Below are 23,968 nucleotides of genomic sequence, written 5' to 3'. Positions count from 1 at the left end.
CACTCTGATTGAGAATTTAAGCCAATGGCACATCTGAGACATATACGTAAATATTTTTATAAATATAAATACCACTTACTACTTGGGATACTTATTACCATAGTGTCGCGAGTGTTTTCACTCTTTATGCCGCGATATGTAAAAAACTCTATTGCAGCCATTGAGGACTTTGCTAAATCGGCTAACAAAGATGCCTCACAAATGACTTCCTTACTTATAGAATACGCGCTTATTATCATCGGTACAACTATCATATCGGCGGTGCTAATGTTCTTTATGCGTCAGCTTATCATCAATGTATCTCGTTATATCGAATATGATATGAAAAATGAGATATTTAAGAAATACGAACAGCTATCGCTTAGCTTCTACAAACGCAACCGAGTAGGTGACCTGATGAACCGTATCAGCGAGGACGTATCGAAAGTACGTATGTACGCAGGTCCTGCTATTATGTATAGCGTGCAAACTATTACACTTTTTGCTTGCGTAATTCCGCTAATGTTTATCATCTCTCCCAAACTTACTATCTACACCCTTATCCCATTGCCTATTCTCTCTTTGCTTATCTACAAAATGAGTAAAAAGATTAATATCGAAACGATGAAGGTACAAGCCTACCTATCCGACCTTTCTACTTTCTCGCAAGAAACTTTCTCAGGTATCGGGGTGATAAAATCGTATAATAACGAGGCGGCTACCGATGCGCAATTAGCAGTACTCGCTGAAGACGGTCGTCAGAAAAACATCAAGCTCGCTAAGATACAGGCTTTCTTTATCCCTACAATGATACTGATGATAGGATTGAGCCTTATCTTTGTAATCTTTATTGGGGGAAAGCTCTATTACACCGGTGAAATACAATCTATTGGAGTAATTGTAGAGTTTAGTATTTATGTGATGATGCTCACTTGGCCTGTGGCTACCGTAGGCTGGGTAAGTTCTATCGTACAACAAGCGGAAGCGTCGCAAAAGCGCATCAACGAGTTTCTTTCCGAAGTACCTCAGATACGCAATCAGGTAGGAGAGCTTACGCCTATTAAAGGAGATATTACATTTGATAAAGTATCTTTCCGTTATGAAGATACGGGGATAGAAGCTCTTAAAGACGTATCTTTCCATATAGAAGCAGGACAAACAGTAGCCGTTATAGGTAAAACTGGTAGTGGTAAGACTACACTGTTAGACCTCATTGCACGTATGTACGATGCAAATCAGGGTGAAGTACTGATAGGAGGCAAACCCATAAGAGAATTGAATCTACACAGCTTGCGCAGAGCCATTTCGGTAGTGCCACAAGAGAACTTTTTGTTTTCGGACACTATTCGCAACAATCTGCGCTTTGGCAATAAAAATGCTACCGAAGAACAGATAATACAAGCCTGCCAAAAAGCAGTGGTACACAACAATATTACAGAGTTCACCCAACAATACGACTCGGTGCTTGGAGAGCGCGGGGTATCACTCAGTGGTGGGCAACGCCAACGAGTAGCTATCGCAAGAGCCTTGCTTAAAGAAGCCGAAATTTATTTGTTAGACGATTGTTTATCAGCCGTAGATACCGATACCGAAGAGAAGATTTTAACTAATTTGCGCGATACCTTAAAAGGTAAAACGGTGATAATAGTGAGTCATCGTGTGTCTATCACTAAATACGCCGATAAAATACTGATGCTCGACAAAGGAAAATTAGTAGAACAAGGTACCAAAGATGAGCTATTGGCACAAAATGGTATCTTCAAAGCCTTTTACGATACCCAAACCATATAAGCTGTTATGCAATTTAACTTATGAGAATAGAAACTGAAGATTATATTTCGTTTGAAGAACTTCTAAAACAAGTACAGCGCAAATATGCTGAAAACTTACCTTTTGTGTGCTACAAAACTCCACATCACACTTCAGTAATATTGTTGGAACAAGAAGATGATGCACTTCATTTTTTTAACATTGATAAAGAAGGACAAGAGGGATTTGTTTTCGCTCCTTTTAATGCTAACGAACCTGCTGTTATCATCACTCCTAACAAATTAACCATAAGCCATTTACCTACACAATCAATTGTAGAAGACACTAATATTGATATTTTAGAAGATACCAAAACCGAAAAACAAAAGCACATAGATTTAGTAACCAAAGCTATTGATGAGATACACAGAGGTCATTTTGAGAAAGTGGTTCTTTCGCGCAAGATAACTATCAAAGAAGTGGTAAATCCGTTTAAGAGCTTTGCCAATATGGTAACACGATATCCTTCGGCATTTTGCTATTTGTTTTATCACCCTAAAGTAGGAACTTGGCTCGCTGCTACGCCCGAAACACTTTTTCAAAGTAATGGTAACAATTTTCAAACAATGGCTTTAGCAGGAACACAACCTTTCAAAGAAAGTGAGATTCATTGGTTTTCTAAAGAAAAAGAAGAACAACAAATAGTTACCAATACCATTGTACAACAGTTGCAAGGATATGCTGAAAAAATTGAAGTTTCAGCCCCTCAAACCGTGCAAGCTGGAAAAGTAATGCACTTATGTACTATAATCAAAGGAAAAATAAAAGAAAATAAAGCTTTTGAAATAATCCAACGCCTCCACCCTACCCCTGCTGTCTGTGGTTACCCTACTGAAAAAGCACACAAATTTATTATAGAAAATGAACTTTATAATAGACAATATTACACAGGTTATTGTGGATGGGTGTCTAACAATAACCAAGCTCTCTATGTAAATCTACGCTGTATGCAAATCACTGCCAACGAAACCTTTTTATATGTAGGAGGGGGCATTACCAAAGATTCCACACCCGAAAAAGAATACGAGGAAACACAGAACAAAGCTCAAACAATGATAACAATTCTGTAACATCACACTTTTTAATAACTAAAAACTAAATTATAATGAAAAGATTAGTAATGGCAATGTCGGCACTATTGATGATAGTAGCTTGCGAGAAGGACGACAAAAACACGATGATTGTAGAAGGCAATATCGAAGGGTTAAAAATGGGAACTATCTATTTACAACAATATGTAAATGATAAACTTACCAATATCGACTCAGTAGTAGCCAATGGTGATGGTAAATTTACTTTCAAACGGCATTTAGAAAGTCCTGAAGTTTTTTACATCTATCTCGATTTGAAGAAACAAGCTGGTACTGACCTCGGTGACCGCTTGATGTTTTTTGGTGAACCTACCACTATCAACATCAATAGTGCTTACGATATGTTTGAGGTAAGAGCCAATATCAGTGGCTCTCAATCACAAAAGGAATACAATGAATACCTACACACTATGCGACAATTTGGGATGCGTAACGCTCAACTGCTTGAACAACAAGTAAATGCTTTCAAAGCTGGTAAAACTTCCTTAGTCGATTCACTAAACACTGCTTCCGAGAAGAATAACTTCCGTCGCCACCTTTTTGTGTTAAATTACGCCCTCTCTCACCCCAATTCTTACATTACTCCTTATGTAGTATTAGCAGATGCTCCTAATACCCGTGTAAAATATTTAGATTCTATATACGGGAAACTAAACAAAGATGTCGCTAATTCTAAATATGGCAAAGAATTCAAAACTTATATAGAAATAGCTCGAAAAGCTGAAAATGAGAGTATTAAGAATTAAAATCTACCATAGAGTATTCTCCTCAACCATTTCACCCGCTGTATGAGACGTTGTATAATATCACAGGCGATAACAGCTAAAACCGTAAAAATTACTACGTTCAAATAGAAGTTATCGCCTATATATTTTTTAATATAATCTACCAAAAAACGCATATAGTAATGAGTAACATATATTTCTAATGAGATACTTCCTAAATACTTCAAACATTGTGTTGCTTTATTTTCTGAATGACAGATCCCTTCCCATAGAACATAAGAAGCCGCAATACCCGTAAGTGCCAAAGCATACAAACGAAGAGAATCGAGTATATAATGAGATTTATCAACTGAAAAAAAAAATAAAAGTGGAAAGACCACAAACCCTACCCATCCTATAGGGCGCAAAATTTTTAAGGCTTGAGATTTATATTTATGGGTAGCATAACCTAATGAAAAATAGATGAAATACCAACACAATTCGGGTAATCCATAAAAGATAGGTTGTGCTCCTGTAACTCGATGCAAAAATACAAGAATACTCCATAAACCTATCATTACCCATATTTCACGGTATTTGTTGATTTTCAAAGCAAGATAGAGCAGAACGCACTCCCAGAAAAGCAACCACAAGAACCACATTCCTCGTGTAGGTTCATAAATCAAGTTACATAAATTTCCCCACACTTCTGCTTCATCAAAAATATATTTGTGATAGATAGCTGAAATTAAGAACCATACAAAAAAAGGAATTACTAATACTTGAAAGCGTTTGCTGAGGTTCAACTCACCACGTACATTAAAGTTCACATAGCCTGAAAGGAACATAAATAAAGGCATATGAAAAGCGTAAATAGTTACATAAAAAGGGTTTGTACGGTCATCTCCTGAAAACCATTGTGAAGCGTGTCCCATCACTACCAATATGATAGTAAAACCTTTGAGCACATCAATAAGAGGATTGCGTTCTTTCATACCTATTTCTTTATAGGAGCAAAAATACTTTCTTTTTTTTAATTAGCAAAAATACTTTCTGTTTAAAGCATTCTTCTTTCTTAATAAAAATACTTTAAAAGGTTGATTTTTAACAATTAAAACTCTCCTCATTTTTTATACTAGCAAAAAATATTATCTTTTTTTTAAGAATATTTTTGTAATCCCCACAAAATATGTATTTTTGCCGTTTGAAGAAGTAAAACAAGTAAATTATCAATTAAAAAATGCAAAACAAAGGACTTGTAAAACTATTTGCCATATTGTTTGGACTGATATGTATTTATCAACTCTCATTCACCTATGTGGCAGGTAGAGTAGAAGATGAAGCCAAAGCTTTTGCCGAGGCTAAAGTGCCTAATACTCAAGCTGACTATATCGCTAAACGCGAGGCTATAGAAGCTAAGTATTTGGACGATAAAATGGGGCAAGAGGTCTACAACCTCGGAATTGCAAAATTCACTCTCTCTGAAGTGAAAGAAAAAGAATTAAACCGCGGTCTCGACCTTAAAGGCGGTATCAACGTAATTCTGCAAATCTCCGTAAAAGACATCTTAAAAGGTCTTGCTGACAACTCCAAAGACCCTATCTTTAACAAATCATTAGCCGAAGCCGATGAACAGCTCCGCAAAACCGACAAAACCTACTTGGATTTGTTCTTCGAGGCTTACGCTAAAAACGGAGGTAAATTAGCCTCCCCTGATGTGTTCGCTAATAAAACCCTCAGCGACCAAATCAACTTCCAAATGAGTGATAGTGAGGTGCGCCCTATCATCAGAAAACGCGTAGACGAGTCTATCGTATCTGCTTTCGAGGTATTGCGCAAACGTATCGATAAATTTGGCGTTTCTCAACCTAATATCCAGCGTCTTGGTAACTCAGGTCGTATCCTTGTAGAACTTCCAGGTGCTAAAGATATCACTCGTGTGCAATCTCTCTTGCAAAGTACCGCTCAGCTTGAGTTCTGGGAAACTTATAAAAACACTGATGTATTCCCTTACTTACAAGCCCTCAATGAGCAACTTAAATCTACTGCTAAAACCACAGATAAAGTAAAAGATACTCTCGCTGCAGCTACTCAGTCTGGTAGCAGTGCTATCGATTCTCTACTTACTGATGTAAAGAAAGATTCTGTTCCAACTCAAAAAACAGATGGCGCAAATCCATTGTTTGATCTGTTCAAATCTGCTCCTAACTATGAATCTCCTGTTCTTTTTGCAGTAAGTTTGAAAGATACTGCCCAAGTAAACAGCTATCTCAACTCATCTGAAGCAAAACGATTGATTCCTGCTTCATTACAATATGTACGTTTTGCTTGGGGTAAACCTGATAAAAAAACCTCTCTTATCGAACTTTATGCCCTTAGAGGTAACCGCGATAACACTCCTCCTCTTACAGGAAATGTGGTAACTCAGGCTGAACAAACTTATGACGTGCGCAACCAACCAGCTGTATCTATGCAAATGGATGGCAAAGGAGCACGTATTTGGGAAGCACTTACTGGCAAAGCCTTCTCTCAAAACACCAATATTGCTATCGTGCTCGATAACATCGTATATTCAGCACCAGGAGTAACTACAGGTGCTATTTCAGGAGGTCGCTCTGAAATTACAGGGCATTTTACTTTAAATGAAGCTGTCGATCTTGCTAACGTGCTCCGTGCTGGTAAATTACCTGCAAGTGCTGATATCGTACAATCTGAAATCGTAGGACCTTCTTTAGGACAAGAAGCTATCGATAGCGGTATGAACTCTTTCCTTATCGCTACTATCTTCATCTTTGCGTGGATGATATTCTACTACGGTCGTGCCGGCATTTATGCCGACCTCGCTTTGGTATTCAATATACTCCTCATATTTGGAGTGTTAGCAAGTATAGAAGCTGTACTTACGCTCCCTGGTATTGCGGGTATCGTGCTTACCATTGGTATGGCAGTCGACTCGAACGTGCTGATATTCGAGCGGTCGAAAGAAGAACTGCGCAAAGGTAAAAACATCAATCAAGCAGTGGTTGATGGTTTCAAACACGCCCTATCGTCTATCTTAGACTCTAACATTACTACAGCGCTTACTGCTCTTATCTTGTTGTTCTTTGGTAGTGGTCCTATCCAAGGTTTTGCGACTACCTTGCTCATTGGTATTGCTACTACTTTGTTCACCGCTATCTTTATCACTCGCTTGTTTATCGACTATAGCGTTGAGAAAAAACACACGCTTACTTTCACCACTCCTATTACTAAGAACTGGTTCAAAAATGTAGATCTCAACTTCATCGGCAAGCGCAAAATAGGATATGCTTTTTCTATTATCCTATCAATAATAGGTATCATTTCTCTCTCTACTCGTGGTCTCGACCAAGGTATCGATTTCGTAGGTGGTAGAACTTACCAAATTCGTTTTGAAAAAGAAGTAAACCCTACTCAAGTAGCCGATGCCCTCAAAACTACTTTAGGGAATGTGGAAGTGAAGACTTTTGGAGCTCCTAACCAAGTGAAAATCGCTACTAAGTATAAAGTACAAGAAGAAAGCACTGAGGTAGATAATGAAATACAAGAGCTCTTGTACAAAGGATTACAGAAATTCTTACCCGAAGGTACTTCATTCGATAGTTTCGCTAAAGCTAGTTCTACTGATAAGATTGGTATTATGCAATCTATGAAAGTAGGACCTACTATTGCCGAGGACATTAAGAGCAGTGCGTTTTGGTCTGTTATCGGTTCGCTTATTGTAATTGGTCTATATATCTTATTCCGTTTCCGCAAATGGCAATTCTCTATGGGTGCGATTGTATCTTCAGCGCACGACGTGCTAATGGTACTTGGTATTTATTCGCTCACTTATAGCATTATGCCTTTCAATATGGAAATCGACCAAGCCTTTATAGCGGCTATCCTTACAGTAGTAGGTTACTCACTAAACGACACCGTGATTATCTACGACCGTATCAGGGAAGTAATGCGTGAGCCTCATTGGTCAAGAGAGAAAATCAATCACGCACTCAACACTACCCTTAGCCGTACCTTGAACACCTCATTTACCACTATGGCAGTACTCGTTACTATCTTTATCTTTGGTGGTGAAACCTTGCGTGGCTTTATGTTCGCAATGATTATCGGGGTACTCATCGGCACTTACTCTTCTATCTTCGTGGCAGCTCCTCTCATTTACGATACTGTAAAGGACGAAGCTGACCATACTAAAGAAGAAGAACATAGAAAATAATATTCAATTACTAAATATAAAAAAGGCTGTCCGGAATAATCTGGACAGCCTTTTTAATTTTATATCAATTTCATTTTCTTTGCTTTCTCCATCATAAAGGCTTTAGCTGCCTCGTACTCATTGGGGATTTTACCTTCTAAAATTGCTTCTTTTATCGCTTCTTTTAGTACCCCTACAGGTCGCGAAGGAAGTAAATTGAAGGTTTGCATTATTTCTTCACCACTCACCGGAGGTTGAAAATTTCGAATGTGATCTTTTTCCTCTACCTCCACTACTTTCTGACGTACTATTTGAAAATTGTCGTGATATTTCTTAAACTTTTTAGGGTTTTTAGTAGTGATATCCGCTTCACAAAGAGTCATCAAATCTTCAAATTCTTCTCCTGAGTCAAATACCAAACGTCGTACTGCCGAATCGGTTACAATATCTTCCGCAATGATAATAGGTCGCGAACTCATTTTTACGATTTTCTGCACGTATTTCATCTTATCGTTCAGTGGCATTCGCAAGCGTTTGAAAAGGTGATATACCATTTTGCTCCCTACAAACTCGTGTCCGTGAAACGTCCAGCCAATCTTCTTATCAAAACGTTTAGTAGGGGCTTTACCAATATCGTGTAACAATGCCGCCCAACGCAACCATAAGTTATCAGTATGTTCTGAGATATTATCTACTACTTCCAAAGTATGCCAAAAGTTATCTTTGTGGCGTTGTCCATCCTGCTCTTCTACACCTTGTAAGGCAATAAGTTCTGGGAGAATATAGTGCAACAAGCCTGTTTCGTATAGCAATTTCAGTCCTACAGAAGGTTTAGGTGATGCTAATATTTTATTCAGTTCTTCTACAATGCGCTCATTAGAAATAATTTTCAAGCGTTCTTTATTATCAGTAATAGCTTTCAGCGATAGCTCTTCTATCTCAAAATTCAGCTGAGTAGCAAACCTAATTGCACGCATCATACGTAATGGATCATCTGAATAAGTAATATCAGGGTCTAAGGGTGTACGAATAAGTTTCCGCTCTAAGTCTCCTAAGCCATCAAAAGGGTCAATAAGGTCGCCAAAAGTATCTTTGTTCAGTGAAAAAGCCATCGCATTGATAGTAAAATCACGGCGGTTTTGGTCGTCTTGCAGCGTACCACTCTCTACATAAGGTTTGCGAGAGTTTGATTCATAACTCTCACGGCGTGCTCCTACAAATTCTATATCTAATCCATCGGCTTTAATCATCGCTGTACCAAAGTTTTTGAATATAGATACCTTAGGATTATTAGGCAATTGTTCAGCCACTTTTTCTGCTAATGAAATACCACTACCAATAGACACTATATCAATGTCTTTAGGAAGTTTTTTCTTTAGTAAATAATCGCGTACAAACCCTCCAATCACGTAACTTTCAAGCGGTATTTCAGCTGAAATATTACTGATAAGTTCAAAAATAGGATTAGAGAGTGCTTCAGTATAGTTCATTAAAATTCGTTAATTGTTTTGCGAATGGCAACCAAACGCGTTAAAAGTCCTTCGAGGAGGTCGAGATGTAGCATATTAGCCCCATCGCTTTTGGCATTGGCAGGATCAAAATGGGTTTCTATAAATAGTCCATCGGCATTGTTTACTATGGCTGCACGAGCAATAGTTTCAATCATATCGGGGCGACCTCCTGTTACCCCAGTAGTTTGATTAGGCTGCTGTAATGAGTGGGTAACGTCCATCACAACAGGAGCAAATTGGCGCATTGTAGGAATTCCTCTAAAATCTACTATCAAATCCTGATAGCCAAACATCGTTCCGCGGTCGGTAATCAAAGCCTTTTTATTACCACTATCAAATACCTTTTGGACAGCAAACTGCATACTTTCAGGACTCATAAACTGACCTTTTTTGAGGTTTACTACCTTACCCGTTTCAGCTGCTGCCACAACCAAATCTGTTTGGCGTACCAAAAAAGCTGGTATTTGCAATACATCTACATACTCAGCGGCCATCGTGGCATCACTCACCTGATGAATATCAGTAACGGTAGGTACTCCAAAAGTTTGACCTACTTTTCGGAGTATTTTCAGCGCTTTTTCATCGCCTATACCCGTAAACGAATCTACACGGCTACGATTGGCTTTCTTAAAACTCCCTTTAAAAGTGTATGGAATATTCAGTTTTTGAGTGATATTCACTATACGTTCTGCAATTTTCATCGCCATATTTTCTCCTTCTATGGCACAAGGTCCTGCTAAGAGAAAAAAATTATCTGCTTTATTTAACATTTTATTTAATTTATTAGAGGATTAGTGAACAAAAAGCATTGCCCTAATATTAGTGGTAAACAAATTTACAGCAATAGCTAAAAGAATGACCCCAAAAAGGTTGTGAAGTACAGTAATACCTTGTTTGCCTAAGAATTTTTCTATACGTTCCGACGATTTTAGTACTATATAAACAATAACCATATTGATAATTATCGCTACAATAATATTCTCTACATAGAATTTTGCTCTGAGCGAGAGTACTGTTGTAAGCGCACCCGCTCCTGCCACCATAGGGAAAGCTAATGGCACAATAGAAGCACTTTCAGGAGTTGTTCCTTTATAGAGGGTAATTCCTAAAATCATCTCTAAGGCGAGAAAAAATAAGATAAACGCTCCTGCTACAGCAAAAGCTTCAACGGTTACCCCAAATAAATTCAGCAATTGCTTACCAAGAAATAAAAACACCACTAATAAACTTCCTGCTACAATAGCTGTTTTCTCTGATTGTATACGTCCCGCTTTTTTACGTAGGTTGATAATAATTGGCACACTCCCAATGATATCTACCACTGCAAAGAGTACCATAGTAGCGGAGATAATCTCCTTTACATCAAAATTCATAACTTAAAAAATTTGCGCAAAAGTACAAATTAATTAACAAATTTACAAATTGACAAATTTGGTAATTGATAAATTATTGTTACCTTTGCCTCTCATAAGACTATGCTAAACGAAGATTTTATCATAAAAGGTAGAAAACTTACCGCTGAAGAGTGGGGAAGTAGACTTCTATTGGTAGCTATCAACCTACCAATAGCCATTATTACCCTTTATACTCTTAACTTCAATTCTTCTACTTTCTTTTTCCAATTTATTTTTGGAATAGTCACTGCCTTTTTAGCATTTTTTGCTATTATTATGACCTTTAAAGAATACAAATATTCACTACTTACACTTCATTTTTACAATAATCAATTAAAAATACTATACAAAAATAAAATTCTGAAAGATGTAACTCTAAAAGATATTAAATTATTACATTTTTTTAATTTATCTGAAAAGAAAGATAAAATGTGTAGGCCTTTTTTGGATATTTATGACCATAATAACATTATTATTATACATATACAACTGAATTTTAGAGACTACAATCAGCTAAAAACATATCTTACCCCCTACCCTATTAATATAAACGACGAAGTTATACACAATTATTCTGACATAAAAAAATGAACTTACTATCTGTAGAAAACATATCTAAAGCCTTTGGCGAACGTATAATTCTTGAAAACATTTCTTTTGGCATCAATAAAGACCAAAAAATAGCCTTTATAGCCAAAAATGGTACTGGAAAAACTACTCTTCTCAACATTATCGCTGGGAAAGATCTCCCTGATAGTGGTCAAGTGGTATTCCGCAAAGGGATACACATTGGTTTTCTCTCTCAAAATCCTTATTTTAATGAAGATTTAACGATAGAAGAAACTATTTTTGCTACAGATAACCCCATTTTGCGCCTTATTCGAGAATATGAACACGCCTTGCAGCACCCCGAAAATGAAGATGCCTATCAAAAAGCTTTTGAACAAATGGAACGCCATAACGCGTGGGATTTCGAAACACAATACAAACAAATCCTCTCCCGACTTAAATTGGATAACCTCCATTTGAAAGTAAAAAACCTTTCTGGCGGACAAAAAAAGCGCCTAGCCTTAGCCAATGTACTCATCAGTAAACCTGATTTATTGATATTAGATGAACCTACTAACCACCTCGATTTAGAGATGATAGAATGGCTCGAACAATATTTCGCTAAAGAGAACCTTACCCTATTCATCGTTACTCACGACCGATATTTCTTAGAACGCGTTTGCAACGAAATATTAGAGTTAGACAACGGTGAACTCTTCAGTTATAAAGGAAACTATTCTTATTTTTTAGAGAAGAAAGAGCAACGACTCGCACAAGAACAGGCTTCTGTAGAGAAAGCTAAAAACCTATATGTAAAAGAACTCGACTGGATGCGCCGCCAACCAAAAGCGCGTACCACCAAATCTAAATCGCGTATCGACGACTTCTATAAAATTAAAGAAGCAGCTCACAAAAGACGCAAAGAGCATTCCGTGCAATTAGAAATCAATATGGAACGCTTAGGTAGCAAAACTGTAGAGTTTCACAACGTATGCAAGGCTTTTGATGAGCTCTGCATACTCAATAAGTTTAGCTACAATTTCCTACGAGGAGAACGAGTGGGGATTATAGGCAAAAACGGCACAGGGAAGTCTACATTCTTAAACCTCCTCACAGGAACGCTCACCCCTGATAGTGGTAAAATAATAGTAGGCGATACTATCAAATTTGGCTACTATACCCAAGAGGGCATAGAGGTATTACAAGGGCAGAAAGTGATAGAAGTAATACAAAAATACGGCGATTATATCCCCTTACTCAAAGGTCGTACCCTCTCAGCTGGGCAATTATTAGAACGTTTTCTCTTCGACCGTAAAAAGCAATACGACTATGTAGAAAAACTCAGTGGAGGTGAGCTCAAACGCTTATATCTCTGCACTGTACTTATACAAAACCCTAATTTCCTAATCCTTGACGAGCCTACAAACGACCTCGACATCGTTACTCTAAACGTCTTGGAAGACTTTTTGTTAGACTATCCCGGTTGCTTAGTTGTTGTCTCTCACGACCGCTATTTTATGGATAAAATTGTAGACCACCTTTTTGTATTCAAAGGCAAGGGTGAAGTAGAAGATTTCCCTGGTAACTATACCGACTATCGTGTATATGAAGAAAGTACCCCACCGGTAGACGAATCTCTTAAAAAAGAAACCACCAAAAACACTTGGCGCAAAGACGGAATGAAAGGTCTATCGTTCAATGAACAGAAAGAATATAACCGTTTAGAAAAAGAAATCGCCCAATTAGAAGAGCAAAAAGCGAGTATTGAAGCTGCTTTTGCCGAAGGAACACTTAGCAATGATGAAATACAAACCCAATCAATTGCCTTACAGCAAACGCTCACTGCCATAGAGGAAAAAACAGAGCGCTGGTTTGAGTTAACTGAAAAATTAGAACAATAATTAAACCGATTTGCGATAAGTACGCCACCAACGATCAGGAACGATACCGCAAATAGCTTCTTCATAATCTTGTGGTAAACAAGGCACAAGTCCTGAAGGCACGTGATTTTGAGGAGAAGAATATTTGTCACCTCCTGGTTTCATCCACCAACGTTCAGTTTGGGTACTCTTGAAAAACTCTATTTGTATATCGTCTATAGGCACAATATATTTAGTGTAATTCTCATCGTTGATTACAGGCAATTCCTTAATGCGGAAGGTAAAACCTTCATAAAAATACCAAACCATTTCTGCGAGTAATTGGGCAGCTAAATCTGTATTAGGAATATCAAAAATACCCGCTACTTGTACATTACTACTAATACCTGCATAACGCGCTATAGCACATATTTCTCTGCTATTAAATCCATTTACGTTACCCATAGCCATCATATCCTTTGCTTGTACTGAAGTCATATCCACACTCACTATATCAGCATCGCGCATAGCAGGCTCTATAATCTTCAAATCATTCACTATATTACCTAAACGATGCACCTCAAAACACATTTTCTCAAGCAAATCCAATTCTTCTTGGGCTACATAATACGATTGATAACCTAAATTTGTAAAATCTAATAGATTTACAGGTGGTTCTGATATGAGTTTACTCATATACGAACTTTCTACAAATAACTCTTCTGTATTGCCAAAATCAAATTTAGAATCCACACATACAAGGTTTACCATCTGTTCAAGGCTATCAAAAGCACGATAAAGTGAATAGGTAAAATCTTGCGATCCTCCTAACACTACAGGAATTACCCCCTCCTTAATCAATTCAGCTACAATCTCTTTAATAGCAAAATGCGTATCTTCTTCAGTAGCTCCTAAAGGCAAGTTTCCTAAATCTGCAATACCGAAATTCCAATTACCCATAAAAAGTGAGTACAAATGTTGGCGAAAACGATAAAACGACTGCCCCATCGTTTCTATACAGAAGAAAGCTATTTTTACATCTGTAAGATCTGGCAATCCTAAAGAAGGAAGGTGTTTATGAAGTTGAAAACCTACTTGTTGTGGCTTGTAATCATCTAAGGTAAAAGACTCATCTATAGGTTGTAAATAGGATAATGACATAATTTTTTTATTAATAGACGGCAAAGGTAGGAGATAATTAGCAAATTAGCAAATTTGTGATTTAGTAAATTATTTATCTTTCCTCTCTTGTAGTTTGTAATTATTTATTAATTTTGCCCCAAAATAGTACCTTTATCAAGTTCCTTATACTTGAAATAAAATACTTTTATCTCAAAATGAAAATATTACATATAGACAAAAATCACCCCTTGATGCTTTCTCAACTCTCTGCACAAGGTTTTGAAAATGAAGAAGATTACACTAATACTAAAGAAGCTATAGAATCTAAAATTGCTGATTATGATGGCATTATCATCCGCAGTCGTTTTCCTATAGATAAAACTTTTTTAGACAAGGCTACTCGATTGAAATTCATAGGTAGAGTAGGTGCTGGTCTGGAAAATATAGATGGTGCTTATGCCGAAAGTAAAGGAATTACTCTCATTGCTGCTCCTGAAGGCAACCGCAATGCTGTAGGAGAACACACTCTTGGTATGCTTTTAGCTCTTTTGAACAAGTTAAAAAAAGCTAACAACGAGATTAAAAATGGCAAATGGTTGCGTGAGGAAAACCGCGGTTGGGAGCTTGATGGCAAGACCATAGGCATCATAGGCTATGGCAATATGGGTAAGAGTTTTGCTAAGAAATTACGAGGTTTCGACTGCAATGTAATTTGCTACGACATTCTTCCTGACAAAGGCGATGAGAATGCTAAACAAGTAACTTTGGTAGATTTTTTCCGTCAAGCCGATATAGTGAGCTTGCATACCCCTCAAACTCCTCAAACTGAGAAAATGATTAATACAGCGTTTATCAATAGTTTTGCCAAAAGTTTTTGGTTCCTAAATACCGCTCGTGGCAAGAGTGTTGTTACCGATGATTTAGTGAACGCTCTAAAAAATGGCAAAGTGTTGGGAGCTGGTTTAGATGTATTAGAATACGAAAAAGCTTCTTTTGAAGATTTCTTTAGCGACGGCCAGATGCCTGAATCTTTTAAATACTTATTAGATGCTGATAACGTAATTCTCACCCCTCACATCGCTGGCTGGACACTTGAAAGCAAAGAAAAACTCGCACAAATAATAGTAGACAAAATAATTAGCCAATTTAGAAATTGATAAATCAACAAATTAAATAGAAATGAAAAAAAATTATTTACTCATTGGGGTAGCCGCTTTATTACTCAGTTGCAACGCTACCAAAAACACTACTACAACACAAACTACTTCTGGCGAAAGTGCCCTAATTGCTAATGGCAAATTGTGGTCGTCTTATTTTCAACAAAATGCCGCTGAATACGAAGCCTTATGCTTGCAAGCTTTCAATGTTGCTCAACTGCGATTAGATGAAGCTATCGCTAAAAAAGGAGATAAACCTTTGGCTATTGTTACCGATATAGACGAAACCTTTTTAGACAACTCTCCTTTTGAAGCCTATTGTGCCAAGCAAGGGATTAGCTATTCACAAAAAGCATGGGAAGAATGGACTGTTTTAGGCGAAGCTAAACCTCTAACAGGTGCCTTAGAATTTTTTAAATACGCCGATAGCAAAGGAGTCGCTATTTTTTATGTAACCAATCGTCTTGAGAAAGAACGCGAGGGTACTGCTAAAAACCTAAAAAAATACAACTTCCCTTTACCTTCTGATAGCCACCTCATCTTGCGTTCTGCCGAAAAAAGTAAAGAAAATCGCCGATTGCAAATCGCCAAAGATTACGATATCGTACTCTTGATGGGCGATAATCTTTCCGACTTTTCTAAAGATTTTGATGGGGGTACTCCTCAACAACGCTCCGAGGCAGTTCATAAAAACAAAACAGAGTTTGGCAAGCGTTTTATTGTGCTACCTAACTACTCCTATGGTGATTGGGAAGGTGCTGCGTATGGTCATAAATACAACATTCCTGCCGCTGAAAAAGAAGCGATTATCAAGAATAATACAAAGACTTTTAAATAAGTAACTCCCAACAAATAACTGAAATGGAAAAAGAGTTTGTCATTCCTAAAAGAGAAGTAACTTCTATTGATATAGATGAAGTGAATAAATTATTGGAAGGACACTTGTATTTTGAGCTTTTAACAGAAGCTCCTACGACCACCTACCAAGCTCAGCTTTTTGACTCCGAAGGTATGGGTACATCACTGATGTTCAGGATAGTACCAAGAGAAGATTTTACTTCTTATATCGGTATTCAGATGTTGGGTGCAGGTGAACAACCTAAAGATGATGAGTGGAGGGCAAAATTTTTCGGACTTTTGCCTAACAAAGATACAATCGAAAAAGAAATAGCCAACGAGATACTTGATCTTCTACGTAAGATTTACAAGTTAGGAGCTGAGAAGAAAATAGAAAAATCAGTTTAATTGTTCATTGTTACTTGCTAATTGATAATTAATTACTATTTTTGCCAAAAATTAAGCATATATGTCTGAAAACACCGTTACACCCTACCAAGGATCAACAGATGGAAAAAAACAACAAGTAACCAAAATGTTCAACACTATTTCGGAAACTTACGACGGTTTGAATCGTGTAATTTCGTGGGGTTCAGACGTAAAATGGCGTAAATTCGTCGTCCAAAAAGTAGCCGAAATCAATCCTTCTACAGTATTAGATGTCGCTACAGGAACAGGCGATTTAGCCATTGCACTTACCGCCATACCTGAGGCTAAAATTACGGGGTTAGACATCTCTGAAGGAATGCTTGCTGTAGGGCGTGATAAAATTGCAAAAAAACAACTCTCAAACCGCATTGATTTGGTGCAAGGCGACAGCGAACAATTACCCTTTGCCAATGCTACTTTTGATGCTGTAACTGTTGGCTTTGGAGTACGCAATTTCGAGGATTTAGAAAAAGGGCTTTCCGAAATACGAAGAGTACTAAAACCTAACGGACGATTAGTGGTTTTAGAAACTTCTGTACCCGAAAAATTTCCTTTCAAACAAGGGTATTATTGCTATACTAATTACGTGATGCCACTTATTGGCAAACTCTTTTCTAAAGACCGATCAGCCTATCGATACTTGTCTAACTCGGCAATTCATTTCCCTTACGGAAAAAAATTCCAACAGATATTAGATAAAGTAGGCTATCAACGAACACAGTATTACCCTAAAACCTTAGGAGGGGTTGCTACCATCTATATTGCTAATAAATAGAATTTTTTAATAAATAATGAATAAAGTAAACTTTAAAAAAATCCTTTTATTTTTGTTCCTTTGTATAGGTTTTGCTAATTTGTACGCCCAATTTAAACAACCTATGATGAACTTGGAACACTTCGACGAAAAGCGCTACCAATGGGGGTATTACTTTGGGGCTAATACTTTCGATTTCAAAATCGATTACAAAGATCTCAATTATAGAAACGCAAGTTTACGCGAAATCCAAACTGACCGCAAAGTGGGGTTCAATGTGGGGCTTACGGGTTCTGCTCGCTTGGTGAACTTCCTCGATTTGCGCATAGAACCAGGATTGGTATACAACAAGCGCGTACTTATCTTCCCTGGTTTTTCCGATAGTAAAGATGCACTACGTGATGCTCAATCTACCTACATCTATATTCCTTTATTATTAAAATTCAGCGCAAAACGTTGGTATAACTTCAAACCTTATGTAACCGCGGGAGCTTCTGTGGTTTTCAACCTCAGTAGTAACGACAAACTTACTATTGATAACTCCGAGAAAACTTTCCGTGCTACTAAAAACGTGTTTTTCTACGAAATGGGTATAGGTTTAGATATCTATACTCATTACTTTAGGGTATCTCCTTCTCTTAGAGCCTTGTTCTCTGTAAACAACGAATTAGTCCCCGATAAAGATGCTAATAGTAGATGGACAGGTAATATCAACGGACTCAAAACACGTGGTTTCTTGTTGAATCTCAATTTTGAATAAGTATGAAAAAAATAGTATTTTTTATAGGTATTCTAATGGGTTGTACCTCTTATGCTCAAAACTTTAGCTACCCAATGGCAAGCCCGCGACAAGTGATTACTCAACAGTTCTCTGTAAGCCAAATAACAGTTGATTATGGTCGCCCTAGTGTGAGAGGTAGAAAGATTTTTGGCGAATTGGTTCCTTATGGAAAAGTATGGCGCGCAGGAGCTAATCAAGCTACAAGTATAAGCTTCTTACAACCTGTAAAAGTAGGTGGAAAATCCGTAAAAAAAGGAGATTATGCCATTTTTATCACTCCCGAACAACACCAATGGAAAATAGTACTAAACTACGATGCCGATGCTTGGGGTGCTTATAGTTATGACCCTAATGAAAACGCTATAGAGTTTACAGTACCTGTAATACAAACTAAAGATTTACAAGAATCCTTAGAATTTTCTTTCGAGAGTCTTTCTAATGAAAAATTGAATCTCATTATCCGTTGGGAATACACCAAAGTAGAAATTCCTATAGAAATTGACAAGAAAGAAATTATTGATAAAATTATTGAACAACTCAAAGAAGTAAAACAATTTGAGAGAGATTTAGAAGGTAAAGAACAAAAATAATGGAAAGAAAACAAGTGCGAAAATATAGTATATTAGCTATTTATATAGTAATTTGGCTCGTTTTTCGTTGCTTTCCCTCTGTTACTGAACATATCTACAGTAAAGGTATCTACCCGTATATAGCCAAAGTATTACACTTTCTATTGGGGTGGATACCTTTTTCTGTGGGCGATATTTTGTACACTTTGCTCATTATAGGTATAGTAGTAACTGTGATAAAACACTACAAAAAACTATGGACAGAACCTCTCAAAACCTTAGATAAAATATTTTCTAAAACTGTACGTCTAATCTTTGTTTTTTTCTTTCTGTGGGGCTTTAACTATTTTAGAGTACCTTTGAAAAACTCATTAAGCACTTCCCAACAATATACTGAGACTCAACTGCTCAAAGCTACCCAAGTGTGTATTGATAGAGCCAATGCTCTCCATACTCGATTAGCTCCTAACGATAGTACCAAAGTAGATTTTTGGCTTTCTCAAAAAGAAATATACCGAATCGCTGCTAAAGGCTACCCCCTAACAGTGGAAGGTATTAGTGATTTTAAAGCTATAAAAAGTGTGAAACCCTCTATTTATAGTACTGTACTCACCTATATGGGATATAGTGGATATTTAAATCCGTTTACTAATGAAGCTCAAGTGAACGGAAAAATGATAGGTTATAGTACCCCTATCACCGCTTGCCACGAAATAGCTCACCAAATGGGATATGCCGCAGAAGAAGAGGCTAATTATTTAGGTTATTTAGCAGCTAAAAAAACAAAAAATCCTTACTTTGATTATAGCGCTGAACTCTTTGCTCTCCGTTATTTCTTAAACGAAGTAGCTGTAGTAGCCCCCATTGAGTACGAAACGCTTCACTCTCAAGTACACAAAGGAATTTTTGAAAATTATAAAGAAGTACATTTATTTTGGAAACAATACGAGAACAAAGCTGAACCCGTATTCAAAGCCAGTTACGATGCATTCCTGAAAGCTAACAAACAAAAAGAAGGCATCAATAGCTACGACTTAGTAGTAGGTCTATTGATACCTCATTATAGAAGTTGAGAGAGTTTAGATTGTTGCTCTCTTATTTTTATATTAAAGAAATTTATTGAGCTCCATTAGTAACACTTCGCTGTCTTGGAAGCCCTCTGCGCGCCAAATAAGACTGAGTTTATTGAATATAATAACTGTTGGCAAAGCACTTATCTTCAAAGCTTTGCTCAATTCAGCATTTTTATTTACATCTATTTTCACTACCTTTACACGCTCTCTAAGTACTGAAGCCACTTCGCGTAACACTGCATTCATATGCAATGAAATCTCTATACCTTCTGAATAGAAACAAAGGAGCACTGGAGTATTTACATTGATGACATCACCAAATTTCTTCATACTTTTGTGTTTAATAATGCGACAAAAATACAAAGTTTTTTTGAATTACAAACACATTTTATTTATTTTTTATCTCTTTACTTTTTAGTTTCCACTTTTTTTACTACTTTTGCCCAAGTTTTTAAACCAGAAAAAAATGTTTGATAATTTAAGTGATAAATTAGAAAAAGCCCTACACAACCTAAAGGGACACGGAAAAATTACTGAAATAAACGTCGCTGAAACGCTAAAAGAAGTACGTCGCGCGTTACTTGATGCCGACGTGAATTATAAAATAGCCAAAGATTTTACAAACAACGTAAAAGAAAAAGCCTTAGGTCAGCAGGTACTCACCACCTTACAACCTGGTCAGTTAATGGTGAAAATTGTAAAAGATGAACTCACTCAACTGATGGGAGGTGATGCTGCAGGTGTAAACCTATCAGGAAACCCTACTGTTATCTTAATGTCGGGATTGCAAGGTTCTGGTAAAACTACTTTCTCAGGAAAATTAGCTAACTATCTCAAAAATAAAAAAAATAAAAAACCTTTACTCGTTGCTTGTGACGTCTATCGTCCTGCTGCGATTGACCAATTACATATCGTTGGTGAACAAGTAGGTGTACCCGTATTCTCCGATAAAGACAACAACAACCCCGTAGATATCGCCCAAAAAGGAGTGCAATACGCCAAAGAAAACCACCTAAACGTCGTGATTATAGATACTGCTGGTCGATTGGCTGTCGATGAGCAAATGATGAATGAAATTTCTAACATTCACAAAGCACTAAATCCACAAGAAACTCTTTTTGTAGTTGATGCGATGACGGGGCAAGACGCCGTGAATACCGCTAAAGCTTTCAACGATGTACTCAACTTCGATGGGGTTATCCTCACCAAACTCGATGGTGACACCCGCGGTGGGGCAGCTATTACTATCAAATCGGTAGTGAATAAACCTATCAAATTTGTGGGTACTGGTGAAAAAATGGATGCTATTGATGTGTTCTACCCTGAACGTATGGCCGACCGTATCCTTGGGATGGGTGACGTCGTATCATTGGTAGAACGCGCTCAAGAACAGTTTGATGAGGAACAAGCACGCAAATTACAAAAGAAAATTGCTAAAAACCAATTTGGCTTCGACGACTTCCTCGAACAAATTCAACAAATCAAGCGTATGGGTAGTATGAAAGACCTACTTGGTATGCTCCCTGGGGTAGGTAAAGCTGTAAAAGATCTTGATATCAAAGACGATGCTTTCAAACACATTGAAGCTATTATCCACTCAATGACTCCAAAGGAACGCAGCACCCCTGCTATCATCGATTTGAACCGTAAAAAACGTATCGCTAAAGGTAGTGGTCGCGATATTCAGGAGGTAAACCAACTGATGAAACAGTTCGAACAAATGAGCAAAATGATGAAAATGATGCAAGGTGGAGGCGGTAGAAAGATGATGCAGATGATGCAAGGAATGAGACAAAAATAAATTAATACAAATATGTTAAAAAAATTCATTGAAACCATAGTTAAGAACAAGGAAGTGTTCTACTTAGAGGTAGACGAATCCTTTGCAATGTGTGGCTCACAAACTTTCTATATTGAGGAAACCAAAGAGGCTATTCCTGTAGCACTCTTTTGGGAAGATGAAAAAAATGCTGCCGCTTGCAAAGCCGACGAATGGGCTAAAGGAATCGTAAAATCAGCTACCTTAGAAGAGTTTATCGAAATTTGCTTTGGAATGCAAGTAGAAACAATGGCCGTAGGTATTGGTTTCAAAGCTGATTTATCAGGAGGAGAAGAACTTGTGCCTGTTGATTTGGTAAAAGCATTGGTAGACGAAATCGACAGAACCAAAACAGCCGTTACTTTTAGTGAATCGTTCGAATCATTAGCCCAAGTAAAACAACTCTTAAATCAAATAGAACTCGATATCACCGATGAAGAAGCTCTCTAACCACTAAAAACACAATCAATAATGACTATTTTAGACGGGAAAAAAACTTCTGAAGACCTCAAACAAGAAATTGCTGAGGAAGTAAAGCAATTGAAAGCTAAAGGTAAAAGAGTACCACATTTAGCAGCTGTATTGGTAGGCAACGATGGGGCAAGTCTTACCTACGTGGGGAGTAAGGTGAAAGCTTGCGAACAAGTAGGCTTTGAGTCTACTTTAGTAAAACTTCCTGCTAACATCAGTGAAGAGGCGTTACTACAAGAAATTGAAAAGTTAAACGCTAATCCTGAAATTGACGGCTATATAGTGCAATTACCACTACCTAAACACATCAACGAGCAGGAAATACTTTTAGCCATAGACCCCACAAAAGATGTAGATGGTTTTCACCCCGCTAACTTCGGTAGAATGGCATTGGATATGGAGGCTTTCATTCCTGCCACTCCTTTCGGTATTATGGAATTGCTAAAACGCTACAAAGTGCCTACCAAAGGCAAACACGTGGTAGTAGTAGGACGCTCACACATCGTAGGTCGCCCCATCAGCATATTACTCAGCCAAAAGGGAGCCCAAGGCAATGCAACCGTTACCCTCACTCATAGTCATACCCCTAACCTCGCTGATCTTACACGTCAGGCAGATATTGTGGTAATGGCATTAGGTATTCCAGAATTTCTAAAAGGCAATATGGTAAAAGAAGGCGTAACCGTGATAGACGTAGGAATTACACGCCTAAAAGACGATAGCAACCCTAAAGGATACCGTATAGTAGGTGATGTAGCTTTCAATGAAGTAAAAGAAAAAGCGAGCTACATTACTCCTGTTCCTGGTGGTGTAGGACCTATGACCATAGCAATGCTACTGAGAAACACACTATTAGCTTACAAATGGTATAGAAATTGATACTTTTAAGAATAAACATTTAAATTTAGAATATTATGGCAAAAACAGCAAATGTATTATTAGGTTTGGCAGCAGGTACTGCCATTGGAGTAGGGTTAGGCATTCTTTTCGCTCCCGACAAAGGTAAAAACACTCGCGAAAAAATTAAAGACTCTGTGAGTGATAAAGCTGAAAAACTAAAAGAACAGCTTGAACGCTTAACCGATAGTGTAAAAGAAAAATCAGCTGAGTTTAAAGGGTCTTTAGAAGATAAAGTAGAGTCTTTACTTTCTAAATCAAGCTACAAAGCTGAAGATGTGATTACTTTCTTAGAAAAAAAATTAGCTGCCTTAAAAGAAGCTAACGCTAAACTACAGAAATAAACACTTATGTCTATCCATTCTATCAAAGAATCTTTTGAGGAAGTTCCTACAAAAGCAAGTTCCGCCCTTGATTCGCAAATCGCTTACTATAAATTATTTATTTTTAGATTCATAGGTAAATCATCCTATGCTCTCATCACTTTTTTTATAGTAGCTTTTGTTAGTTTGTTGGTATTGTTTTTCTTGTCCTTTGCTATAGCCTATGCAGTAGGCGAAGCATTGGGTAGCAACGCCTTAGGATTTGCTATTGTAGGAGCTTTCTATATATTGATTGCTATAATAGTATTGGCTTTCCGAAAAAAACTTATTGAAAGACCTCTATTAGAAAAACTCTCCGAAATCTATTTTAAAGTAGAACCCGATGACGAAGAATAAAATCTATCACTCTTTTGAAGAAATCGATAACGACCTCAAAATACTGCGTTTAGAAAAGGAAATAGATCGTTTGTCACTCACCCAACAAGTATCGGTAGCTGCTAAGAGTCTCACTCTTGGAAATCTACTCGCTAATACTTGGTTTTCTTTCTTGACCAACGAAAAAAGATGGCTTAACTTAGCTATCGAATACACCTTATTTTTCCTTTTTAGAAAAAAACTCAAATAATC

The 23,968-nt window shown here is 37.3% G+C and carries 25 protein-coding genes; 19 read left to right on the top strand and 6 right to left on the bottom strand.

Features of this window, described 5'->3' with window-relative positions; genetic code table 11:
• The first annotated feature begins 24 nt into the window (after nt 1-24).
• From JMN12_RS00885 to JMN12_RS00875, 3 genes are read left to right on the top strand one after another with little or no spacing between them, the layout of a single operon-like run.
• Nucleotides 25-1,770 (top strand): ABC transporter ATP-binding protein, encoded by a 1,746-nt coding sequence (locus tag JMN12_RS00885; RefSeq protein WP_203080569.1) that lies wholly within the window; start codon nt 25-27, stop codon nt 1,768-1,770.
• A 20-nt stretch (nt 1,771-1,790) separates the two neighbouring features.
• Entirely contained in the window at nt 1,791-2,858 is a 1,068-nt protein-coding gene (locus JMN12_RS00880; protein WP_203093549.1) for an isochorismate synthase, read from the top strand.
• A gap of 35 nt (nt 2,859-2,893) precedes the next feature.
• Nucleotides 2,894-3,625, top strand: coding sequence for a DUF4369 domain-containing protein (locus JMN12_RS00875; RefSeq protein ID WP_009413573.1), 732 nt, complete (start codon nt 2,894-2,896; stop codon nt 3,623-3,625).
• Here the strand turns inward: JMN12_RS00875 and JMN12_RS00870 are convergent.
• Nucleotides 3,622-4,578 (bottom strand): acyltransferase family protein, encoded by a 957-nt coding sequence (locus JMN12_RS00870; protein WP_203136202.1) that lies wholly within the window; start codon nt 4,576-4,578, stop codon nt 3,622-3,624. The genes JMN12_RS00875 and JMN12_RS00870 overlap by 4 nt on opposite strands.
• Nucleotides 4,579-4,823: 245 nt before the next feature.
• Between JMN12_RS00870 and secDF the strand changes: the two genes are divergently transcribed.
• On the top strand, nt 4,824-7,817 hold the full coding sequence (gene secDF / locus JMN12_RS00865) for a protein translocase subunit SecDF (RefSeq protein WP_203136200.1): 2,994 nt from the start codon (nt 4,824-4,826) through the stop codon (nt 7,815-7,817).
• 59 nt (nt 7,818-7,876) lie between these two features.
• Here secDF and JMN12_RS00860 read toward each other — a convergent pair whose 3' ends face one another.
• From JMN12_RS00860 to JMN12_RS00850, 3 genes are read right to left on the bottom strand one after another with little or no spacing between them, the layout of a single operon-like run.
• Entirely contained in the window at nt 7,877-9,286 is a 1,410-nt protein-coding gene (locus JMN12_RS00860; protein ID WP_088594096.1) for a CCA tRNA nucleotidyltransferase, read from the bottom strand.
• On the bottom strand, nt 9,286-10,077 hold the full coding sequence (kdsA, locus tag JMN12_RS00855; RefSeq protein ID WP_009412267.1) for a 3-deoxy-8-phosphooctulonate synthase: 792 nt from the start codon (nt 10,075-10,077) through the stop codon (nt 9,286-9,288). The genes JMN12_RS00860 and kdsA overlap by 1 nt, the downstream gene beginning before the upstream one ends.
• Before the next feature lie 21 nt (nt 10,078-10,098).
• Nucleotides 10,099-10,680 (bottom strand): MarC family protein, encoded by a 582-nt coding sequence (locus JMN12_RS00850; protein WP_009412266.1) that lies wholly within the window; start codon nt 10,678-10,680, stop codon nt 10,099-10,101.
• 102 nt (nt 10,681-10,782) lie between these two features.
• Here JMN12_RS00850 and JMN12_RS00845 point away from each other — a divergent pair, with 102 nt between their 5' ends.
• Nucleotides 10,783-11,292, top strand: coding sequence for a hypothetical protein (locus JMN12_RS00845; RefSeq protein ID WP_088594095.1), 510 nt, complete (start codon nt 10,783-10,785; stop codon nt 11,290-11,292).
• The gene (locus tag JMN12_RS00840) at nt 11,289-13,151 is read left to right on the top strand and encodes an ABC-F family ATP-binding cassette domain-containing protein (RefSeq protein WP_198466119.1); all 1,863 of its coding nucleotides are present in this window, start codon (nt 11,289-11,291) and stop codon (nt 13,149-13,151) included. The genes JMN12_RS00845 and JMN12_RS00840 overlap by 4 nt, the downstream gene beginning before the upstream one ends.
• Here JMN12_RS00840 and JMN12_RS00835 read toward each other — a convergent pair whose 3' ends face one another.
• On the bottom strand, nt 13,152-14,270 hold the full coding sequence (locus tag JMN12_RS00835) for a formimidoylglutamase (protein WP_203080564.1): 1,119 nt from the start codon (nt 14,268-14,270) through the stop codon (nt 13,152-13,154).
• Nucleotides 14,271-14,446: 176 nt separating this feature from the next.
• Here JMN12_RS00835 and JMN12_RS00830 point away from each other — a divergent pair, with 176 nt between their 5' ends.
• The 7 genes from JMN12_RS00830 (at nt 14,447) to JMN12_RS00800 (ending at nt 19,831) form a co-directional block, all read left to right on the top strand.
• On the top strand, nt 14,447-15,388 hold the full coding sequence (locus tag JMN12_RS00830) for a 2-hydroxyacid dehydrogenase (RefSeq protein WP_203080563.1): 942 nt from the start codon (nt 14,447-14,449) through the stop codon (nt 15,386-15,388).
• 22 nt (nt 15,389-15,410) lie between these two features.
• On the top strand, nt 15,411-16,226 hold the full coding sequence (locus JMN12_RS00825; RefSeq protein WP_203080562.1) for a 5'-nucleotidase, lipoprotein e(P4) family: 816 nt from the start codon (nt 15,411-15,413) through the stop codon (nt 16,224-16,226).
• Between the two features lie 23 nt (nt 16,227-16,249).
• A complete protein-coding gene (locus tag JMN12_RS00820) occupies nt 16,250-16,633 on the top strand; it encodes a hypothetical protein (protein ID WP_198466122.1) in 384 nt (127 codons plus the stop codon).
• A gap of 61 nt (nt 16,634-16,694) precedes the next feature.
• On the top strand, nt 16,695-17,429 hold the full coding sequence (gene ubiE / locus JMN12_RS00815; protein ID WP_009412259.1) for a bifunctional demethylmenaquinone methyltransferase/2-methoxy-6-polyprenyl-1,4-benzoquinol methylase UbiE: 735 nt from the start codon (nt 16,695-16,697) through the stop codon (nt 17,427-17,429).
• Nucleotides 17,430-17,445: 16 nt separating this feature from the next.
• Nucleotides 17,446-18,168: a porin family protein gene (locus JMN12_RS00810; protein ID WP_088594091.1), complete on the top strand. Its 723-nt coding sequence runs from the start codon at nt 17,446-17,448 to the stop codon at nt 18,166-18,168.
• 2 nt (nt 18,169-18,170) lie between these two features.
• Nucleotides 18,171-18,779 (top strand): DUF2911 domain-containing protein, encoded by a 609-nt coding sequence (locus tag JMN12_RS00805; RefSeq protein ID WP_009412256.1) that lies wholly within the window; start codon nt 18,171-18,173, stop codon nt 18,777-18,779.
• The gene (locus tag JMN12_RS00800) at nt 18,779-19,831 is read left to right on the top strand and encodes a DUF3810 domain-containing protein (RefSeq protein ID WP_203136198.1); all 1,053 of its coding nucleotides are present in this window, start codon (nt 18,779-18,781) and stop codon (nt 19,829-19,831) included. The genes JMN12_RS00805 and JMN12_RS00800 overlap by 1 nt, the downstream gene beginning before the upstream one ends.
• A 33-nt stretch (nt 19,832-19,864) precedes the next feature.
• Here JMN12_RS00800 and JMN12_RS00795 read toward each other — a convergent pair whose 3' ends face one another.
• Nucleotides 19,865-20,161, bottom strand: a complete 297-nt coding sequence (locus JMN12_RS00795) for a thioredoxin family protein (protein ID WP_009412254.1) — start codon at nt 20,159-20,161, stop codon at nt 19,865-19,867.
• Between the two features lie 136 nt (nt 20,162-20,297).
• Between JMN12_RS00795 and ffh the strand changes: the two genes are divergently transcribed.
• From ffh to JMN12_RS00765, 6 genes are read left to right on the top strand one after another with little or no spacing between them, the layout of a single operon-like run.
• Nucleotides 20,298-21,632 carry a signal recognition particle protein gene (gene ffh, locus JMN12_RS00790; protein WP_203083241.1) on the top strand — a complete coding sequence of 445 codons (1,335 nt, stop codon included), beginning with the start codon at nt 20,298-20,300 and terminating at the stop codon, nt 21,630-21,632.
• Between the two features lie 12 nt (nt 21,633-21,644).
• Nucleotides 21,645-22,100, top strand: coding sequence for a DUF2750 domain-containing protein (locus JMN12_RS00785; protein WP_088594088.1), 456 nt, complete (start codon nt 21,645-21,647; stop codon nt 22,098-22,100).
• A gap of 21 nt (nt 22,101-22,121) precedes the next feature.
• Nucleotides 22,122-23,000 carry a bifunctional methylenetetrahydrofolate dehydrogenase/methenyltetrahydrofolate cyclohydrolase FolD gene (gene folD, locus JMN12_RS00780; RefSeq protein ID WP_088594087.1) on the top strand — a complete coding sequence of 293 codons (879 nt, stop codon included), beginning with the start codon at nt 22,122-22,124 and terminating at the stop codon, nt 22,998-23,000.
• A gap of 35 nt (nt 23,001-23,035) precedes the next feature.
• Nucleotides 23,036-23,362, top strand: coding sequence for a YtxH domain-containing protein (locus tag JMN12_RS00775; RefSeq protein WP_009412249.1), 327 nt, complete (start codon nt 23,036-23,038; stop codon nt 23,360-23,362).
• Between the two features lie 6 nt (nt 23,363-23,368).
• A complete protein-coding gene (locus JMN12_RS00770; RefSeq protein ID WP_009412248.1) occupies nt 23,369-23,737 on the top strand; it encodes a phage holin family protein in 369 nt (122 codons plus the stop codon).
• Nucleotides 23,724-23,966 carry a DUF6327 family protein gene (locus JMN12_RS00765; RefSeq protein WP_009412247.1) on the top strand — a complete coding sequence of 81 codons (243 nt, stop codon included), beginning with the start codon at nt 23,724-23,726 and terminating at the stop codon, nt 23,964-23,966. Before JMN12_RS00770 ends, JMN12_RS00765 begins: the two co-directional genes overlap by 14 nt.
• The last annotated feature ends 2 nt before the right edge of the window (nt 23,967-23,968 follow it).

Origin of the sequence: Capnocytophaga genosp. AHN8471 (genome assembly GCF_016806945.1) — a bacterium.
Classification (GTDB): Bacteria; Bacteroidota; Bacteroidia; order Flavobacteriales; family Flavobacteriaceae; genus Capnocytophaga; species Capnocytophaga periodontitidis.
Note: the sequence above shows the minus strand (reverse complement) of the source record. Positions and strands in the feature narration are given on the sequence as shown.

Bases quoted from the DNA above. Each gene is read 5' to 3' on its own strand.
- JMN12_RS00885 (WP_203080569.1), top strand. From the start codon at position 25: ATGGCACATCTGAGACATATACGTAAATATTTTTATAAATATAAATAC.
- JMN12_RS00880 (WP_203093549.1), top strand. From the start codon at position 1,791: ATGAGAATAGAAACTGAAGATTATATTTCGTTTGAAGAACTTCTAAAA.
- JMN12_RS00875 (WP_009413573.1), top strand. From the start codon at position 2,894: ATGAAAAGATTAGTAATGGCAATGTCGGCACTATTGATGATAGTAGCT.
- JMN12_RS00870 (WP_203136202.1), bottom strand. From the start codon at position 4,578: ATGAAAGAACGCAATCCTCTTATTGATGTGCTCAAAGGTTTTACTATC.
- secDF (WP_203136200.1), top strand. From the start codon at position 4,824: ATGCAAAACAAAGGACTTGTAAAACTATTTGCCATATTGTTTGGACTG.
- JMN12_RS00860 (WP_088594096.1), bottom strand. From the start codon at position 9,286: ATGAACTATACTGAAGCACTCTCTAATCCTATTTTTGAACTTATCAGT.
- kdsA (WP_009412267.1), bottom strand. From the start codon at position 10,077: ATGTTAAATAAAGCAGATAATTTTTTTCTCTTAGCAGGACCTTGTGCC.
- JMN12_RS00850 (WP_009412266.1), bottom strand. From the start codon at position 10,680: ATGAATTTTGATGTAAAGGAGATTATCTCCGCTACTATGGTACTCTTT.
- JMN12_RS00845 (WP_088594095.1), top strand. From the start codon at position 10,783: ATGCTAAACGAAGATTTTATCATAAAAGGTAGAAAACTTACCGCTGAA.
- JMN12_RS00840 (WP_198466119.1), top strand. From the start codon at position 11,289: ATGAACTTACTATCTGTAGAAAACATATCTAAAGCCTTTGGCGAACGT.
- JMN12_RS00835 (WP_203080564.1), bottom strand. From the start codon at position 14,270: ATGTCATTATCCTATTTACAACCTATAGATGAGTCTTTTACCTTAGAT.
- JMN12_RS00830 (WP_203080563.1), top strand. From the start codon at position 14,447: ATGAAAATATTACATATAGACAAAAATCACCCCTTGATGCTTTCTCAA.
- JMN12_RS00825 (WP_203080562.1), top strand. From the start codon at position 15,411: ATGAAAAAAAATTATTTACTCATTGGGGTAGCCGCTTTATTACTCAGT.
- JMN12_RS00820 (WP_198466122.1), top strand. From the start codon at position 16,250: ATGGAAAAAGAGTTTGTCATTCCTAAAAGAGAAGTAACTTCTATTGAT.
- ubiE (WP_009412259.1), top strand. From the start codon at position 16,695: ATGTCTGAAAACACCGTTACACCCTACCAAGGATCAACAGATGGAAAA.
- JMN12_RS00810 (WP_088594091.1), top strand. From the start codon at position 17,446: ATGAATAAAGTAAACTTTAAAAAAATCCTTTTATTTTTGTTCCTTTGT.
- JMN12_RS00805 (WP_009412256.1), top strand. From the start codon at position 18,171: ATGAAAAAAATAGTATTTTTTATAGGTATTCTAATGGGTTGTACCTCT.
- JMN12_RS00800 (WP_203136198.1), top strand. From the start codon at position 18,779: ATGGAAAGAAAACAAGTGCGAAAATATAGTATATTAGCTATTTATATA.
- JMN12_RS00795 (WP_009412254.1), bottom strand. From the start codon at position 20,161: ATGAAGAAATTTGGTGATGTCATCAATGTAAATACTCCAGTGCTCCTT.
- ffh (WP_203083241.1), top strand. From the start codon at position 20,298: ATGTTTGATAATTTAAGTGATAAATTAGAAAAAGCCCTACACAACCTA.
- JMN12_RS00785 (WP_088594088.1), top strand. From the start codon at position 21,645: ATGTTAAAAAAATTCATTGAAACCATAGTTAAGAACAAGGAAGTGTTC.
- folD (WP_088594087.1), top strand. From the start codon at position 22,122: ATGACTATTTTAGACGGGAAAAAAACTTCTGAAGACCTCAAACAAGAA.
- JMN12_RS00775 (WP_009412249.1), top strand. From the start codon at position 23,036: ATGGCAAAAACAGCAAATGTATTATTAGGTTTGGCAGCAGGTACTGCC.
- JMN12_RS00770 (WP_009412248.1), top strand. From the start codon at position 23,369: ATGTCTATCCATTCTATCAAAGAATCTTTTGAGGAAGTTCCTACAAAA.
- JMN12_RS00765 (WP_009412247.1), top strand. From the start codon at position 23,724: ATGACGAAGAATAAAATCTATCACTCTTTTGAAGAAATCGATAACGAC.